Origin of the sequence: Agrobacterium sp. InxBP2 (assembly GCF_026191755.1) — a bacterium.
Lineage (GTDB): Bacteria > Pseudomonadota > Alphaproteobacteria > Rhizobiales > Rhizobiaceae > Agrobacterium > Agrobacterium pusense.
In genome coordinates, this window is the sequence record NZ_JAINDY010000028.1 from 19,386 (window position 1) to 35,689 (window position 16,304).

The 16,304-nt window shown below is 57.1% G+C and carries 15 protein-coding genes and 1 pseudogene; 5 read left to right on the plus strand and 11 right to left on the minus strand.

Annotated features, from left to right (window positions below):
• Entirely contained in the window at positions 1-879 is an 879-nt protein-coding gene (locus K7A42_RS11455) for a sucrase ferredoxin (RefSeq protein WP_202049064.1), read from the plus strand.
• Positions 880-909: 30 nt separating this feature from the next.
• Here the strand turns inward: K7A42_RS11455 and K7A42_RS11460 are convergent, their stop codons facing one another.
• Genes K7A42_RS11460 through K7A42_RS11500 form a run of 9 tightly spaced genes read right to left on the minus strand, consistent with a single transcriptional unit; the run spans position 910 to position 10,735 of the window.
• Positions 910-1,743: a hypothetical protein gene (locus tag K7A42_RS11460; protein WP_064263107.1), complete on the minus strand. Its 834-nt coding sequence runs from the start codon at positions 1,741-1,743 to the stop codon at positions 910-912.
• Positions 1,744-1,756: 13 nt separating this feature from the next.
• Complete coding sequence (locus K7A42_RS11465) at positions 1,757-2,650, minus strand: N-formylglutamate amidohydrolase (RefSeq protein WP_013637117.1); 894 nt, start codon at positions 2,648-2,650, stop codon at positions 1,757-1,759.
• Positions 2,647-3,345, minus strand: a complete 699-nt coding sequence (locus tag K7A42_RS11470) for an RraA family protein (RefSeq protein WP_064263109.1) — start codon at positions 3,343-3,345, stop codon at positions 2,647-2,649. Before K7A42_RS11470 ends, K7A42_RS11465 begins: the two co-directional genes overlap by 4 nt.
• Positions 3,338-4,195, minus strand: coding sequence for a creatininase family protein (locus K7A42_RS11475; protein WP_064263110.1), 858 nt, complete (start codon positions 4,193-4,195; stop codon positions 3,338-3,340). Before K7A42_RS11475 ends, K7A42_RS11470 begins: the two co-directional genes overlap by 8 nt.
• Positions 4,188-5,744: a serine hydrolase domain-containing protein gene (locus tag K7A42_RS11480; RefSeq protein ID WP_220367151.1), complete on the minus strand. Its 1,557-nt coding sequence runs from the start codon at positions 5,742-5,744 to the stop codon at positions 4,188-4,190. Before K7A42_RS11480 ends, K7A42_RS11475 begins: the two co-directional genes overlap by 8 nt.
• Entirely contained in the window at positions 5,741-7,405 is a 1,665-nt protein-coding gene (locus K7A42_RS11485) for an ABC transporter ATP-binding protein (protein WP_282455186.1), read from the minus strand. The genes K7A42_RS11480 and K7A42_RS11485 overlap by 4 nt, the downstream gene beginning before the upstream one ends.
• 3 nt (positions 7,406-7,408) lie before the next feature.
• Positions 7,409-8,224 carry an ABC transporter permease gene (locus K7A42_RS11490; RefSeq protein WP_282455187.1) on the minus strand — a complete coding sequence of 272 codons (816 nt, stop codon included), beginning with the start codon at positions 8,222-8,224 and terminating at the stop codon, positions 7,409-7,411.
• Entirely contained in the window at positions 8,221-9,165 is a 945-nt protein-coding gene (locus K7A42_RS11495) for an ABC transporter permease (RefSeq protein ID WP_282455188.1), read from the minus strand. The genes K7A42_RS11490 and K7A42_RS11495 overlap by 4 nt, the downstream gene beginning before the upstream one ends.
• Before the next feature lie 22 nt (positions 9,166-9,187).
• Positions 9,188-10,735, minus strand: a complete 1,548-nt coding sequence (locus tag K7A42_RS11500) for an ABC transporter substrate-binding protein (protein WP_220367153.1) — start codon at positions 10,733-10,735, stop codon at positions 9,188-9,190.
• Positions 10,736-10,874: 139 nt separating this feature from the next.
• Here K7A42_RS11500 and K7A42_RS11505 point away from each other — a divergent pair, with 139 nt between their 5' ends.
• The 3 genes and pseudogenes from K7A42_RS11505 to K7A42_RS11515 all read left to right on the plus strand — a co-directional run bounded on the left by K7A42_RS11505 (position 10,875) and on the right by K7A42_RS11515 (position 13,350).
• Positions 10,875-11,336 carry an Lrp/AsnC family transcriptional regulator gene (locus tag K7A42_RS11505; RefSeq protein ID WP_006699236.1) on the plus strand — a complete coding sequence of 154 codons (462 nt, stop codon included), beginning with the start codon at positions 10,875-10,877 and terminating at the stop codon, positions 11,334-11,336.
• A gap of 89 nt (positions 11,337-11,425) precedes the next feature.
• Positions 11,426-12,379, plus strand: a complete 954-nt coding sequence (locus K7A42_RS11510; protein ID WP_223215459.1) for an aldolase/citrate lyase family protein — start codon at positions 11,426-11,428, stop codon at positions 12,377-12,379.
• Between the two features lie 302 nt (positions 12,380-12,681).
• Positions 12,682-13,350: pseudogene (locus K7A42_RS11515) on the plus strand (substrate binding domain-containing protein).
• Positions 13,351-13,492: 142 nt separating this feature from the next.
• Here the strand turns inward: K7A42_RS11515 and K7A42_RS11520 are convergent.
• Both K7A42_RS11520 and K7A42_RS11525 read right to left on the minus strand, forming a co-directional pair.
• Complete coding sequence (locus tag K7A42_RS11520; protein ID WP_282455189.1) at positions 13,493-14,722, minus strand: type II toxin-antitoxin system HipA family toxin; 1,230 nt, start codon at positions 14,720-14,722, stop codon at positions 13,493-13,495.
• Entirely contained in the window at positions 14,715-15,305 is a 591-nt protein-coding gene (locus tag K7A42_RS11525) for a helix-turn-helix domain-containing protein (protein ID WP_282455190.1), read from the minus strand. The genes K7A42_RS11520 and K7A42_RS11525 overlap by 8 nt, the downstream gene beginning before the upstream one ends.
• 237 nt (positions 15,306-15,542) lie before the next feature.
• Between K7A42_RS11525 and K7A42_RS11530 the strand changes: the two genes are divergently transcribed.
• Complete coding sequence (locus K7A42_RS11530) at positions 15,543-16,247, plus strand: IS6 family transposase (protein ID WP_174151509.1); 705 nt, start codon at positions 15,543-15,545, stop codon at positions 16,245-16,247.
• Positions 16,248-16,304 lie beyond the last annotated feature (57 nt).

Sequence of the window (16,304 nt, forward strand, 5' to 3'; positions counted from 1 at the left end):
ATGGCAGCACGTATCTTTTGCCGTGACCTGTGTGCTGAGCGCGGCGAACCGGCATCGGGACTTGGCCCATCGTCAAAAAGCTATGTGCTGCTGCACTGGCCGCGCGGTGACTGGCGGGTGCCACGCATCAAATCGCACAACATGCCGGAAGGACTCGGCCAGGCAATTCTGGCTGCCAATGCCGCGGGTATTCACGTTGCACTGGTGGATGGCGACAACATCGGTTTTACGCATCAGCATATTGTCAGAGACCATGTGACGCCTGAGGAAGCCGAACAGCTGCTACTCCATATTGCTGGTGGAGGCGTGCTTGACGGTACACATGACCCACGCGTGACCGTTGTGTGCTGCACCGATGGCAAACAGGACCCTTGTTGCGCGCGTTACGGCTTTGCGACATGGAAGGCCCTGAGACAGGCGGCCGACCCACGTCGTTTCCGCATCCTGCAATCTACCCATCTCGGTGGATGCCGATTTGCCGCCTCGCTTGTCGTTTTACCGCAACGGGCCCGTTACAGCCGACTGGAACCATCACAGGTTAGCGAGTTTCTCAGCTGCCTTGAACAGGGCAATCCTTACCTGCCCTGCTATCGCGGCAACCCCTCTTACGATGCGCCAACACAGACGGCGGAAATTGCGCTACTGGAATTGGCAGAGCGGAACGGCATAACCGGGGAAGTGACACTGCATAAAACGGAGAGCGAAATCTCCAGCCCGGAGCAGGCGCATTTCCACGCGACGATTGGTATGCAACGCGCCAGTGTAACCGTTGAGAGGCCGGAGTTTGCGGTCAACACGCGCTGTGTCACGATTGGTGAACCTGAGGGCACAAAAAATGTGGCGCGGTGGGTCGCCACATCTGTTCAGGCCACAGACTGACCAACTTCGTAGTCTCCGGCCAAACTTTTGTCAGTCTTTGAGAACTGCCGAGAAAAATGCCTTGACGGGCGGCTGAATGCCGGTGCCATCATGGCTGATGCCGGCAACCGTATCGAAACGCGGTTCGACACCAATCGCCTTCAGGCCCTTTTCCAGGGTGCGCAAACGCTCAACGCGGGTTTCGCCGCTGTCATTGATGCCCTCCATCCAGAAGGGTGATTTTGGCCCGACGGTGACATCCCAGGTTTCGATATCCGCGTCACCAATAACCAGCTGCACAGCCACCCGACGCATCGCGTCAATATCAATGGGCTGGCCAAAGATCTCTTCCATGCCGTTCAAACCGACCCACCACTTTGCGCGATCATCGGGAAGCGTGACGGTACCCGGCGCACCCACCGAAACGGCGCGAAGTCTGTGCGGGTGAAGATAGAGAAAACGATGGGCAAATTGCGCGCCGCCGGAAAATCCGTGCATCAGCACCTTGTCTTTTTCGACACGGTAGCGTGTCGCCAGTTCATCGATCATATCCAGCAAAACAAGATCATAACGAATGCCGTGATAAATCATATGTTTGTAATTGTGCAGATCATCAGGATCATCGATGCCAGCCGGGAAAAGCGGCGCCAGCAAAACGCATTGGTGTTGTTCGGCAAAGTCGATGAATTCATCACGCAGGATATCAGCATCGCGCAGGCTGCCGTGAACGAGGACTGCAAGCGGATGTACGATTTCACCGGCCGGATCATATCCTTCCGGAATATAGCAGCACCACGAAAAGCGCTGATCCATACGCGACGCAAAGATCGGCGTGCGGCCGCGACGATAGAAATTGAGTGGCACAGCCTTTTGCGTGACAGACATGAGACAATTCCCCTTAGAGTTTTTTCGGTGGTTGCTGGCTGGCGTAATCGGCCAGCACGCGGTTCATACGGGCAAGCACACCCTTTAATGCCTCGTAACCATCGTTACGCTCGCGCGTTGTCTCATCCATGTAGAGCTTGCGGTTGATCTCGAACTGCACACTGTGGCGTTGCAGGGCCGGGTTCGAATAGGCCGCAACCAGTTCTGCGCCGCGGAAAGGCTTGTTGAGCGCAACGACCAGCCCCTCCGCTTCGAGAGTTTCGGTGATCAGCGCTATAAATTCGCCGGAGGCCGACCCACCATGCAGATCGCCAAGGCAAATATCTGCCCTCACCGTTCCCGCCGGATCAGACGAAATCGCATGGCCAACAGCGGTCATCGAATGGCAGTTGATGTGATAAACGCGGCCAAACCGGCTGTAGATGGCGTTCAGCAGGCCAGCCAAATGTTCGTGGTAGGGTTCCCAGTAAGTGGCGATCCGCGCCTCAGCTTCGGCCACACTCATGAGTGCGGCATACATTGGCTCATCGCCCCAGGCATAACGCCACATCAACCCCATGCCACGTTTTGCGGTTGCGCTTTCACGCACCGGATGAGGCCAATCACCGTCTAGAAGCTGCGTGTCCATGTCGAGCAGGGACCGGTTCACATCGAGAAAACTGCGAGGAAAATGTGCACTCAGCAGCGGCGCACCGACATCGCATGCCGACAGAAACAGATCATCGATATGCGTGTCTGCCGCCACTCTCACACGTTCTGCGGAAACAGCAGGCTTGAATCCCTTGGGCATGTCGAGACCGCTATGGGGGCTGTCAAACACCATCGGCACCAGAGGTACCCGGGGTGCAATCACCGAAAGCACGCCCTCCATCGTGACATCTTGCAACTGGCCATAAAACGGGGTCATTTTTGTGTTCCCTCCGGTGCGCCTGGGTTGAGGCGCGCATTCACCTTGTCCACCGCGCGGGTGATGTCACCGAGCTTTTCGCCATCGAGAAGCCGCTGCATGGTTCGGGCAACCCGTGTCTCACGGGCAATGCAGATCTCAGCGATGTCTGCTGCCTCATCTGCCGGCAGCACCACCACACCTGACGCATCCGCCAACACGATATCGCCCGGCAAAACCGGCACACCACCACAAGCAATTGGACGATTGAATGTGCCACCAAGATCAAGCTGGCGGGTCGTGACAGACGAAACACCGCGGCACCAAACGGGCAGCCCTTCGGCAATGATTTCCGTGACATCCGTGCACGGGCCATCAATGATGACACCGACAACACCGGCCATACGCGCAGCCCGTGCAACCGCACCGCCAAGGCAGGCATGGCGGCTGTCGCCCAGCCGGTCGATCACCAGCATGTCGCCGGGGCGCACCTGGCTCAGCGCGTAATGCAACAGCGTCGAGCACATGGCGGGAATGGCGAGCGTAACAGCAGCCCCGGCACAGGCCTGTTGTTGCGGCAAGACTGCCTGAATGGAACCACTCATGAAACCGGTGTGACGCAGATGCCCGATACTGGCGGTTTCAATCTGCTGCAACGCCTCGATTACCTCCTGCGGAGGCGAAACCGGCATTGCACCGATCCGTAATTCAGTCATGGCTTTCTCCTTGCGACGGCCTTGGGGCAGATGCCTCAAATGGCTGTACAGCATTTCGTGGATCAAAACCGGCCAGATGGCGCATCAGCCGCGCAGTATGTCCAACAATATGGTCACAGATCACCTGACCTTTTTCTGCACTTGCCAATGAGGCCCGACCACCGAGCATGCCAGCCGGATCGACCTCGGTGCAATCAAGCGGTATCTGGACCGGTATTCCTTCAAAACGCGTGGCAGAGACACCACCAACAGGCAAACCGAACACGCTGCCACGCGGCGCGGGATCGCGCATCGCTTCGGTTCGAACCAGTTCGGGAAAAAGATGCATATAGACCGAGGTCATCGGTTCGCCGCCGTGACCGCGAACACGCGTTGCATCATCACCGTAAAGTGTCTTCCACAAGCTATCCGGCAGGCTCTGCCAGATGTTCAGTGCCGGTATCAGCACGCCTTTTTCACGGCGCAACTTGCGGCAAACCTGATCGATCAGTGGTGCATTCGTTGTGTGCCCATTGAAAATCAGCAACTGTTCGTGACCGTGGTCGAGGAGGGAAGTCAGAATATCCTCAAGCACGGCGGTAAACGTCGCAGCACGCAATTGAATTCCACCGGAAATGGAACGGAAAAATTCGGCATGACCAAACGGCAGCACAGGTGCTGTCAGCCCGTCGCCCGCCCGGGCGCTCATTTCCGCCAGCCGTTCGGTCAGCATGAAATCGCCCATTGGCGCATGCGGCCCCTGCTCTTCCTGCGAGGCAAGTGGAATGAGAATGACTGCGGGGCGTTTCATACGCGCCGCAAATGTCTCATGCGTCATGCGGGAAATCGCAACCGGCTCATCATCAACCATGCTGTTTCTCCCTTGTATGCTGCTCTAGCAGTCGCCCCTTGAGGTCAGGTAATTCAAGCTGTGATGAATTGACATTCACCCGCCTCGAAAGGGTCACAGAGCCATCTGCAAAACGTAAGCGAACAGTATCGCGAAACGCCGTTTCAACGAATATCCAGTCCATTTCCAGAACAGTGTCCGCACCCTCACTTTCAAGAAGACGGGCAGAGGCCAAGACCCTCAATCCTCCCGCCGGCTGATAGGAATGGTGCAGCCTCGCGCCGGGTATGGAGGTGACAGTTTCAATGTAAAAACCACATCCGGCCCGGAGGTGATGTTCACCGTCGGCGTCACGAAGAATGACGCTCAGTTCATTATTGTTGGTGGCGAGAGCGACGCTGTCGATAGCTTGATCGTTGGGCTCGACCATCCATGTACCGCACGGTACCTTGTCCGGCGAAAACGCCTTGTCTGCATAATTTACAAGCTTCAAACTAGCAAGCCGCACGTCCAGCTTCTCAGCACTCTCAGTTGTGCCGCCACCCTTCCCGAGCGCTGGACGCAGTAATTCATAGATCAGCTGATGGACACGGCGATCACTGTCTTCCAAGCCGCCAGTGAACCCCACGACGGCATTTTCGTCCGGCAGGACGATACAATATTGGCCAAACAAGCCATTGGCAGAAAAGCTGTTATGGGGACCACGCCACCATTGATATCCGTAGCCTTCACGCCGGCTAACCTTTTGACCATCTCCAACTTCGTCCGGGCCGAGATAATGGTCTCCGGTAAACACACCCATCACCACATCCCGGATCTGCATGCCGGTTGCCGCCTGCACCCATTGGCGCGGCAAAAGTTGTCGGCCATGCCATTCGCCACCCTGCAAATGCAATATGCCGAGTTTCAACATGTCCTCGCTGGTGCAGCTGAGGCCATTACCGCCGGTGTTGACGCCGTCAGTGCCCGTATCCCACGTCATGTTGGCAGACATGCCCATCGGCTGGAATATCCGCTCTGAGAGATAATCCGCGATCAACCGCCCCGTGACCTGCTGCACGATGGCAGACAGCATGTAGCTTGCGGCACTGTCGTAGACGAACACCTCACCGGGATTGTGGGGGCTGGGCTGGCGCAGGAAATCCTCCACCCAGCTTGAAAGCACCCGCCGCCAGGAGCCACCGGAAATACCACGGCCATGACCGCTGGTCATGGTCAGCAGATGCCGCACCTTCATGGCCCGCAGATTATCGTCGACCGGTCCTGCATAATCAGGGAAAAATTGCAGCACCGCATCATCGACCGACAGCAGACCATCCGACACCGCCAGACCAACAGCCATGGAGGTAAAACTTTTGGTTACGGAATGCATCATATGCGGGCGGGCAAGTGAATACGGTGCCCAATAAGCGCTGGTGATCAGCGCGCCATCCTGCCAGATGAGGAGGCTATGCAATTCGAGATCGTGACGTTTGATCTCATCCAGCATGGCAAGGATTATCGCCGGGTCCGTGCCACGCGAGGCGGGCGTTGCCTGTGGCAGATCCGCGGTTACTGCTGTCATTTTCATTGCAATACGTCCGCCTGCTGTTTTTCCATTTCTGCGAAACGCCAGTTCAGCGAAACGCCAGTTTCGGTGCGGGTCAGGGTTGGGATGGCCGAAAGCAAGGCGCGCGTATATTCCGATCGCGGAGCATCAAAAATGTCGTCGCGGGTGCCTTGCTCAACGATGGCGCCATCACGCATCACCACCACCCGGTCGGCGAGCTGTTCGACCACACCGAGGTCATGGCTGATGAACAGGCACGAAAAACCATATCGTTTCTGCAGATCAGCCAGCAGTTCCAGCACTCTGGCGCGCACGGTAACGTCAAGTGCCGACACCGCCTCATCAGCAATCACAAATTGCGGTCGCCCGACAATGGCACGTGCAATTGCCACGCGCTGACGCTGGCCACCGGAAAGCTCGTGCGGGAACCGGTCGAGATAACGCCCGTCGAGCCCTACTTCTTCCAGAATGGTGCGCGTGCGGCGCAGCTTTTCTTCCCGCCTCGAGGTGGTGTCGTGACGCAAAGCCTCTACGACGATGTCGCGAATTTTCATGCGCGGATCGAGTGAACCGAACGGGTCCTGAAAGATCATCTGGCAGTTAAGGCGGTAATTTCGCCATGCGGGCGAATCCGGCTTCACCTCTTCACCGGCGAAGAAAATACGGCCGGCGGACGCAGGTACCAGCCCGGCAATACACCGGCCAAGCGTCGTTTTGCCGGAACCGGAGGCACCGACCAGCGCCACGATTTCACCCGGCCGCACGACAAGGTCGACGCCATGCAAAGCCTTCTTGGTCTTTTGCGGCGCCATAAAGCCAGCGTGGGCAGTGTATGTGACCTCTATGCCGCGCACTTCCATAACCGGTTTCGCTTGCGGATCGATGTCTCTCAGCGGCCCACGCATCGGCATGGATTGCAGCAATTCGCGTGTATAATCATGGCGCGGATTGGAGATGATATCCGTCACCGGCCCCTGCTCGACAATCTCGCCATGCCGCATGACGATGACGCGGTCGCAGTAGCGCGCCACCATCGGCAGATCGTGGCTGATCATCAACAGTGCGGTATTTTCGCTGCGCACCATCTCGAGCATCAGTTCCAGCACCTCGCGCTGCACCAGAGCATCGAGCGCGGTCGTGGGCTCGTCGGCGATCAGCAGGGATGGTCGCAGCAGCATGGCAGATGCCAGCATCATACGTTGGCGCATGCCGCCGGAAAAATGGTGCGGGAATGCCAACAAGGCACCTTCGGGATCATGAATGCCAACCCGCCGCAAAATCTCGAGAATTTTGGCGCGCCGCGCCGCAGCATCCAGCCGCATGTGCAGTTTCAGTGGCTCTTCAAGCTGCTTGCCGATGGTCATCGACGGATTGAGCGAGGTCATCGGTTCCTGAAACACCATGCCCAGCCGAGAGCCACGCAATGCGCGAATTTCCTTGCCTTTCATCGATGGTACAGAGCGGCCTTCGAAACGGATATCACCGCCAGAAATGGCAATCGCCGGTGGCTGGAGACCCATGAGGCTGCGTGCCACCATGGTTTTTCCCGAACCGCTTTCGCCGACGATACCGACGATTTCACCCTCACCAACGCTGAATGAAACATCGCGAACGATGCGGTGATCATCAACTCCTTTCACGGAAAGACTAAGGTTTTCGACCTGAATGAGAGGCTGGTTCATTGCTTACAGTCCTCGCATGCGGGGGTCGAAACGGTCGCGGATCGCATCACCGAACAGATTTATGCCAAGCAGCGACAGGGAGATGCAGAGACCAGGGAAGATGCCGAGCCATACGGCTTCCGCGATATGCGGACGGCCACTGGCCAGCATGTTGCCCCAGGTCGGCGCTGGTGGCGGCACACCAAGACCAAGAAAGCTAAGTGCACTTTCGGTTAGCAGCACCGATCCGAACATGGAGGTTGCCAGCACGATCACCGGACCGAGGCAGTTCGGCACGATATGGCGGAACATGGTATAGGCAGCCGAATTGCCCATAATACGGGACGCTTCGATAAACTCTCGTCCACGCAGTGACAGCACCGAACCACGCACCACACGGACCATGGAGGGCGTATAGGCAATGCCTAGCGCCAGGATGATGCCGTACATATTGGCGCCGGTAATCGATAGCAGCGCCAGCGCCAGCAACATGCTGGGAAACGCCAGTAGCGCATCGTTGAATGCCATGATGACGCGGTCCGTCCAGCCACGAGCATAACCCGCCAGAACACCAAACGACACGCCGGCCAGAACGGCGATGCACACAGTCACAAGGCTGATTGAGACACTAGTACCTGCAGCCGTCATCAACCGGGACAGGACGTCGCGGCCAAATTCATCGGTGCCAAGCCAATGGGTAGCGTCCGGCGCCTGCAACTTGGAGCGCAGATCGATGCGCATCGGGTCGAAAGGTGTCCAGATGCGTCCGGCAAGCGCCGCCCCGAAAAAACAGGCGAGAAGGGCGCCGCCGAGGATACGGTTTCGTTGATGGCGTTTCATTCTGCAGTCACTCTCGGATCGAACAGGGGATAGAGCAGGTCAACCAGCAGATTGACGAGCAGATAGGTGACGGCCACAAACAGCAGGCAGCCCTGCACGACAGCGTAATCACGAGCATAGATGGAATCGACGATCAGTCGGCCGAGACCCGGAATGGTGAATACGGTTTCCACCACGGCAACGCCGCCGAGAAGATTGCCGAGGATAAGACCGATCAGCGTCCAGGTCGGGCCGAAGGCATTGCGTGCCGCATGGCGCAGAAGCACCGCCGCCTCGCCCAACCCCTTGGCGCGAGCATGGGTAATGTAATCCAGCCGCAGCACATCGAGCGTCGAGGCACGAGCCATACGAACGATAATGCCCACCTCGTGCAGCACCAGCGTTGCCACCGGCATGATCAGATAGATCAATCCAGCGACCGGATCGTCGGTGACCGAGACATAACCCAGCACCGGCAACCAGCCGAGCTTGAGGCCGAAACCGAGCAGGATCATCAATCCCAACCAGAAGGTCGGGATTGAAAGCAGCAATGTCGACATGGCAACACTAGCGAGATCAAGGCCGCCATTCTGTTTCCATGCCGCTGCCATGCCGAGTGGCACGGCGATCAAAACGGAAAGACCAACTGCAATCAGCACCATCCAAGCACTGGTCGAAAACCGCTGCAGCACAAGGTCAAGCACCGGTTGACCATTCAGCACGGAGTGACCGAGATCACCTTGCAGGACATTGCCAAGCCAGATGACAAATTGCAGCGGCACCGGTTTATCCAGTCCCATCGACTGGCGGACGGCAGCCAGTGCATCTGCATCAGCGAGATCGCCGAGCATCAGACTGGCCGGGTCTCCGGGTATCAGGCGGATGAGGCCAAACACCGCCACCGACACGATGAACAGGGTGGGAATTGCCGACAATAGTCGGCTCAGGGCAAATTTCAGCATGGTCAGTATCCGCCAGTCATTCTCACTGGGTTTTCTCAACGCCCCAGAAGCGGGCGAAGCCCTGCCAGGTGCGATATCCCTTTATCTTCGGGCCGGACACGCCGACATCGAGGCCGTTGGCCAGCATCACCAACGGTGCCTGATCCAGAAAACGGGCATGCAGATCATCAAAGATTGCCTGACGTTTTGCCTGATCGATTTCCTGTAGCGCCTGGTTGACGAGCTTGCTGACATCAGCGTCATCCCAGACGGCATTGGCCTTTTTGGCTTTCGAACCGACAACCGTCTGATAGGCGAGCGCCGGATCGGTGCGGTTGGAATAATTGAATGCCATGATCTGGTATTTGCCGCTGTTGAAACGGTCGAGCTGGCTTGCCCATTCAAGAACTTCGATTTCCGCATTGATACCGGCGGACTGCAACATGGCCTGCGCGATGATTGCAGTATCGTAGTTGATGGCCGAGCGACGGTTGGTGAGAATGTTGATCTTCTCGCCCTTGTAACCAGCCTTGGCCAGCAGTGCCTTCACGGCATCAGGATCATAGGTGTAACCCTTGTCCTGCGCCGCCGTATGATAAAGCGAGCCAGATGCAACGAGCGAATTGTTGGGAACACCCAGTCCGTACGTTACGGAGTCGACGATCTGCGGCGTATCCAGCGCGGCAATGACTGCCTGGCGCATTTCGACCTTCGACATCAACGGATCAGCCGTCTGGAACAGCATGGTCACAAGGCCACCGTGGGGAGCTGCAACAATGGCGAAGTCCTTTTCGTCCTTCAGCTTTGCGGCTTCGCCTGGCGGCAGGTAGGGCAGCACGTCCAGCGCGCCACTTTTAAGACCAGCCACCGCTGTTGCGGTGTCCGGCACCACAACATATTTCACTTCGTCAACAAGCACTTCCTTGCGACCACCGTAGCCATCGGGCTGCTCGCCTGAGATGGAGTAGTCGGCGAACTTCTTCAGGGTCAGTCCCTGCCCGCGCTTCCATTCTCCAAACTCAAACGGGCCGGTGGCGATTGGCGCCTTCCACTTGCCGTCGTCTCCAAATGACGCACGGTGCACGATACCGGTGGAGCCACACTGCGCCTGCGCCATATAATTCAGGAACATCGCATCGGGACGATCAAGCGTTAAAACAACCGTGTTGTCCTTCGCCTCGATTGTTTCCACCTTGGCGTCACGGCTGCCGTCAAAGAATGTCTTGCAGCTGAATTCCGGATCACGAATGAGCTTTTCAAGGCTCCACTGCACATCGGCGGCGGTCATCGTCTCACCATTGTGGAATTTCACGCCGTCACGAAGCATAAATGTATAGGTCTTGCCATCGTCGGATACCGTCCATTCCTTGGCCAGCATCGGGCGAATCTGGCCCTTTTCACCTGCAGCAACCAGTCCTTCAACCACGTTGAGCATGACGGAATCCGTACCAGCATCGCGGTTTATGCCCGGTTGGGAGCTTCTGATATCAGCGGTAATCTGCACATTCAGCGTATTGGCTACAGCCAATCCGGGAAGAGCCATCGCCGCAGATGCAAATAATGCACGTAACGCCGGTTTCGACAGTGACATAAGTTCGCCCTCTTGTTTTATGTTTGTGCAAAAAACATTTCATATGTATAAATCACAGTCAAGCATGTTTCGATGTCCGTCATAAAAACATGTTCGAGCCACCCCCAATTGGGCTACGTCGCAACTGTGGAGGCGGCCCATGGAGGAAAAACTGAAACTGGATGCAATAGACCTGCGCATTATCGAGGCCATGAAGCGCAATGGGCGCCTGACCAAACAGGCGCTGGCGGATGCCGTCGGCCTGTCGGCCACCCCTGCTTGGGTGCGATTGAAACGACTTGAGGCACAAGGCGTGATTACCGGCTATCACGCCCGCATATCGAGAGCGGAACAGCCATCGCCCGTTCGGGTGCTGATGGAAGTAACACTGGCCAGCCATCGCCATGCGGATTTCAAACGCTTCGAGAGCGCCGTTCGTGACATACCGGCAATCGTGTCCTGCTGGTCAGTAGGTGGTGGCGTCGATTATTTCCTGACCGTGGAAACGACTGACATCGACAGTTATCAACGGCTTGTCGACCGAATGCTGGCTATGGAAATCGGTATACAGCGCTACTTTAGCTATATCGTGACCCGGGCTGTGAAAGACCGGATGGACTAAATTCAATCCAGGATCGGACCGGACGGGCTGCGCAGCAGCTATCTTTGGCCCGATCATGTAGTCCGGCTCTGCAATACTCGCTGCATTCGATGGCAGCCGAGGACAGGACACGTGAGCGAGGCATCATTGCCCCCGCCATGCCGCAGGGCGACATTATCGGCCTTGCACCACCGCTTCGCCTGACATGCGAAGAGGTCGAAGAGGTTGTTTCGGTTCACCGTCAACGCCGCCAGACAGGTGCTGGGACAAACGCGCCAACCAATCCGTTTTCAGATCAGGGATACCGTCGCATGACAAAAAAATCCGGACATAAATCAGCCGTCTGGCTCTCCGGGCCTAACATCGCAGCAGCAGAAATTGCTGCCTCCATCGGCTACACTGCTGTCGTGCTCGATATCGAGCACGGTAGTTTTGACCTCTGCACACTTGAACAGTTCATCCCGGTTCTCAAGGGTTTGGAACTGGAGGTTCTGGCCAAGGTACTGGCGCCTGAGCGTGGTCCCATCCAGCAGGCGCTTGATTTCGGGGCAGATGCTGTAGTCATTCCCCACATTCTTGATGCTGCCCATGCAGAGAAAACATGTGCCTTCACAAAGTTCCCGCCGCATGGCGAGCGCAGTTTTGCCGGAGGTCGAACCGTAGCCTATGGCAGCCCGGATGACCAATGGTTCGTTGATCAGGATTTCAAGACCAGATGTTACCCAATGATCGAACATGCCGGTGCATTGAGAGATATCGGACACATTCTGTCGCTCGACACAGTGGACGGCGTCTTTATTGGTCCGAGCGATCTCTCCCTTCGACGCGGCCGCGGATCCTACAAACGCAGCGAGGCCGATTTTGCTGATCTGAAAGCGATTGCCGAGGCGGCAAAAGCCGCTGGCAAACACTGGCTGCTACCAGCCTGGAGCGTCTCCGAAAAGAAATTCGGCTTAGAAAATAATGCCCACACACTTGTGTTGACCATGGAGCACGGTGCCATCTCACTAGGTTTTCGCGACGCCTGGAACATTACCGCACAACTTCTCTCGCCAGCACACTGACAAGAAAATAACCACACATCTCACTGATCCAGATGACTTCGCAAACGACAAGGCGGCGGCGAACTTACATTGCTCGGCGACGCTTATCGAGACTGCCATCCGCGGTGAGACCTGGCCTTCCTGTCAAAAAACGGGCCTCAGCATAGGGACAGTGCCATCCCCGGAAGGTCCAGCTATCGAGGAGTTTAAAGGAAGGGTTCGCCTGATTGATCATTGACACAGCCTGGTAGAAAAGGCTTTCCCATTGTTAATCAGGACAGCCCTCAGGCGGCTATCTTGAGCAGGCACGTGCCGCGTTCTCCATGATCGATGACGCAGAGCGGGCAATCCAAGGTCAAGCAGTAACGTCATTGATTGGCCAAGTCCGTATCAGCGTGCCAACTACTTATCGTCACTACCGGCTCCCAGAAATGCTGGACCGTTTCACCGATGCCTTCCCGGATGTTCGGATCGAGTTGAGCATCACCAATCGGAACGTTGATTTGGTGGCGGAGGGGTACGACCTAGATATCCGCCTTGGGCCGCTCCCCGATAGTGGGCTGCTGGCGCGCAGACTGTAGGATGCACCGCTGCGGTTGGTTGCGTCCCCGCGATATCTTGAACGTGCTGGTGTCCCGACAAGCGTCGAGGACTTAGCGAAACACCAGTGCTTGCCGTTCGTAATGCCAAGTACAGGGCGCCCGGCACCATGGCTGTTTCGGATTGACGGAAAGGATCTTGATTGGACCCCTGCGGGAAAAATCCAAGTCTTTGACGACGTCCTCGGTGTTGTGCGTCTAGCGGAGAGCGGGCTGGGCATTTGCCAGACCTACGACTTTATTGTGCAAGACTCTATCGAGCGGGGACGCTTGGTGGATGTCCTCAAGAACGTTCAGGGCCGCACAAGAGCTTTCTCGATAATTTTCGCCCCACATCGGCGTCTTTCGTCGGCAACCCGGGCTCTGATAGATTTCTTGGCGAAGGAACGATAGCCACTAGGTATCGGATGATCAGTTAAGATGTACTAGACGATCGCGTTGATGCGATTCGAACCAACGGCCATCCTGTTTTGGATGGGCTAACGCCTTGAATATGCAGCAAGGCTTGATAAATCGAATGCCGAGCCGCAAGACACTACTTCGCGAACTCACGATACAGCTCGACCTTCGGTGCGTGCGTATCGATCGTTTCAATGACCTTGGCGGCCATCGGCAGGTTTTTCTTTTCCGCCTCCCATACCGTCCTAAAGCGTTCAACCGTCTCGCGCGCGGTGTCGATCACCAGCTTCTCGGAAAGCTCCGCTTTCGCAGCCAGATGCGTCAGCTCATCCTTCGACAGCGCCGCCATCTTTTTTGTGCGGGAGAAATTGAGCGCCGCCGTATCTTCCCCCTCGATGTAAGGGATAGTCGACAACAAGTCATACGCTGGCGAGAGCGCAGGGGTGCGGCGATCAGGATAGATGAGCGAGCAGTTCTTCAGGTGCAAGTCGCCATTGCCGATTAGCGTGCTGAAGACTAGACGCCGGATGAATTCCGCCACGTCGGCCGTGCTGGTTTCGATCCCCAGCACGCGGCCGATCATCCGGTAATTGCCCCTATCGTATTTGTGGTCGGGAAAGACGCCGAAGACTTGCGCAAAGTCCTCGATATGTACCGCTCCCTCCGGCGTGCGGTCAAAACGCTTGATCGCCAGCGCCTGCCCATGCAGTTCACCCACCCCCTGAGGCAGGCCGCTCACGGCGTCGAGATCAACCAGCTGGAGCTCAGGCACGTCCATACCCATCATGCGGGCGATGGTCATCATCGCGAACTCATTCTCGGGCACGCCACTATATTGTTGAGACGGCAGCTTCACGATCCACGAGCCGCCCGTGCCCTCGGCCGGAATGGTCAAGCCGCCGCCCTTTTTGTCGTTTTTAAAGGCCGAGAACTTCAGCTGCACACCCGCCAGCGAAAAGCGCAGCGCGTTCGGCCGCGCTTCGACAATAGCCTGCTCGTCATCCGGAGGCGCGTCATCCCCTTCGGAGGGATGCACCGTCACAGCCCCAGGCAGGTCGCGGCCGAGCATCCATAGCAGGAAGAATTCCCGCGACGGCTTCACACCCGCACGATCAGCGAGGTATTTGCGCAGCGGTCCTTCCGGCAGTAGGTTCGAGAAGAAGGGCGGGACCACCGTGTTGTACGGCCTGAACTTCGTGATGAGCGCCCCGAACGGGTCTTTCAGGGACAGGCTAAGCGTCGGCCGCTTTTCGTCTTCGATATATGCATCGTTGAACGCGAAGATGGTGCGCCCGTCCTGCAGATTCGTCAGGGTCGCAACCGGTTCCCCATACAGCCTGACATCGAGTACCGTGAACTTAGGCATTATCATCTTCCTCATCCAGCGCATAGGCCGAGCGAGGGACCGCGTCGTCACGGTCGCGGTGCACCGCGGCGTTTCGTAGGTGTCTCACGGCATGTGCGATCCTGCTCAGTTCCTGACGGGACGGCGGATCAGCCTGCCACCGGTCGAGGCGTGCAGTCGCCTCATTGAATGTGTCCATCTCCTCGGCCGACAGAGGAAGATGCCGTAAGAGCGCGAGGCTATCTTTGAATGTATCTGCCTCGGAAGCACTACCGAACCCGCCCCTGTGCTGGGCAAACCACCGCTCAAGGCGCCCCACCAGCTTGCGCTGGTCGGATGTCAGGACATCACTCGATGCCGATGCGCGATCGAGGATATTGCGGATTGCCGGCGTCAGTTTTTTCGGGGCAAGGACGATCTCGAGGTCGAGCGCGCGTGCCACATCCACCAAGCTGCCAAGACCGGGCTCCATGGTGCCCCGTTCTATCTGAGAAATATGGCTTTGCGTCAGGCCCGATCGTGCGCTCAGCTCGCGCTGGCTCATTTTCTGCGCTTCGCGCGCAGCGCGCAACTGCTGCGTTATATGCTCTGTTTTATATGCCATATCATTATCCTGTATCGCTCGATGCGAAACATACAGGATAATATATAGAAGATTCTCAGGAGCGATGCAACGCCGATATACAAAGCTGTATCAAATTGCTGACCTATATGGAATAATGTATCGTCTTGCAGTCTTAGGGCTTACAGCTACCCATCAGCTCCTATTGGCAAACCATCAGTGCGCGCAGCGATGTCACGGTAACGTCTTATGAGGAGCGACCGCGATAGACGCACGTTCATGAGTACTTCGCCAGTCAGCTACAAGCGCCATCATTTCCCAGCCCAAATCATCGCCCACGCGGTCTGGCTCTACTTTCGGTTTCCGCTGAGCCTGCGCCTTGTCGAAGAATTGCTGCTCGAGCGCGGCATTGCCGTCTCCCATGAAACGATCCGCCTCTGGGGAAAAAAGTTCGGCCCGGATTATGCGCGCCGCCTTCGCCGCAAGAAGCCCAGCGGCAACGATGTGTGGCACTTGGACGAGGTCGTCATCATCATTTCCGGCAGGAAACACTGGGTATGGCGGGCCGTCGAACAGGACGGGTATGTGCTCGACGAAATCGTTCAGAACCGCCGCAACACCAAGGCTGCCAGACGATTGTTGACCCGTCTTCTGAAGAAGCAGGGTATCGCACAGAAGCGGATGATCACTGACAAGTTGCGCTCCTATGGAGCAGCCCGACGGCAGGTCATGCCGCACGTCGAACACCGATCCCACAAAGGTTTAAACAACCGGGCCGAGAATTCGCATGTGCCACTGCGGAAACGGGAGCGGATGATGCAAGGCTTCCGATCACCGGGAGGTCTTCAGCGCTTCGTCTCTGCCTTCTCCGCTCTCCGTAACCTCTTCGTCCCGCCCCGCTCACAACGCTCCGCATTCCAAAACCGCGTTCACCGCATCCAGGCGATCGCAGAGTGGAAAGCTGCGGCCGGAGCCATGGCCTGAGACCAATCAGAAAGGCAGAAGTCTCTCATGCATCCGATGTCAAGTTAAGGTGACATC

Coding starts and splice junctions, on each gene's coding strand:
- K7A42_RS11455 (WP_202049064.1), top strand. CDS start 1: ATGGCAGCACGTATCTTTTGCCGTGACCTGTGTGCTGAGCGCGGCGAA.
- K7A42_RS11460 (WP_064263107.1), bottom strand. CDS start 1,743: ATGTCTGTCACGCAAAAGGCTGTGCCACTCAATTTCTATCGTCGCGGC.
- K7A42_RS11465 (WP_013637117.1), bottom strand. CDS start 2,650: ATGACCCCGTTTTATGGCCAGTTGCAAGATGTCACGATGGAGGGCGTG.
- K7A42_RS11470 (WP_064263109.1), bottom strand. CDS start 3,345: ATGACTGAATTACGGATCGGTGCAATGCCGGTTTCGCCTCCGCAGGAG.
- K7A42_RS11475 (WP_064263110.1), bottom strand. CDS start 4,195: ATGGTTGATGATGAGCCGGTTGCGATTTCCCGCATGACGCATGAGACA.
- K7A42_RS11480 (WP_220367151.1), bottom strand. CDS start 5,744: ATGAAAATGACAGCAGTAACCGCGGATCTGCCACAGGCAACGCCCGCC.
- K7A42_RS11485 (WP_282455186.1), bottom strand. CDS start 7,405: ATGAACCAGCCTCTCATTCAGGTCGAAAACCTTAGTCTTTCCGTGAAA.
- K7A42_RS11490 (WP_282455187.1), bottom strand. CDS start 8,224: ATGAAACGCCATCAACGAAACCGTATCCTCGGCGGCGCCCTTCTCGCC.
- K7A42_RS11495 (WP_282455188.1), bottom strand. CDS start 9,165: ATGCTGAAATTTGCCCTGAGCCGACTATTGTCGGCAATTCCCACCCTG.
- K7A42_RS11500 (WP_220367153.1), bottom strand. CDS start 10,735: ATGTCACTGTCGAAACCGGCGTTACGTGCATTATTTGCATCTGCGGCG.
- K7A42_RS11505 (WP_006699236.1), top strand. CDS start 10,875: ATGGAGGAAAAACTGAAACTGGATGCAATAGACCTGCGCATTATCGAG.
- K7A42_RS11510 (WP_223215459.1), top strand. CDS start 11,426: ATGGCAGCCGAGGACAGGACACGTGAGCGAGGCATCATTGCCCCCGCC.
- K7A42_RS11520 (WP_282455189.1), bottom strand. CDS start 14,722: ATGCCTAAGTTCACGGTACTCGATGTCAGGCTGTATGGGGAACCGGTT.
- K7A42_RS11525 (WP_282455190.1), bottom strand. CDS start 15,305: ATGGCATATAAAACAGAGCATATAACGCAGCAGTTGCGCGCTGCGCGC.
- K7A42_RS11530 (WP_174151509.1), top strand. CDS start 15,543: ATGAGTACTTCGCCAGTCAGCTACAAGCGCCATCATTTCCCAGCCCAA.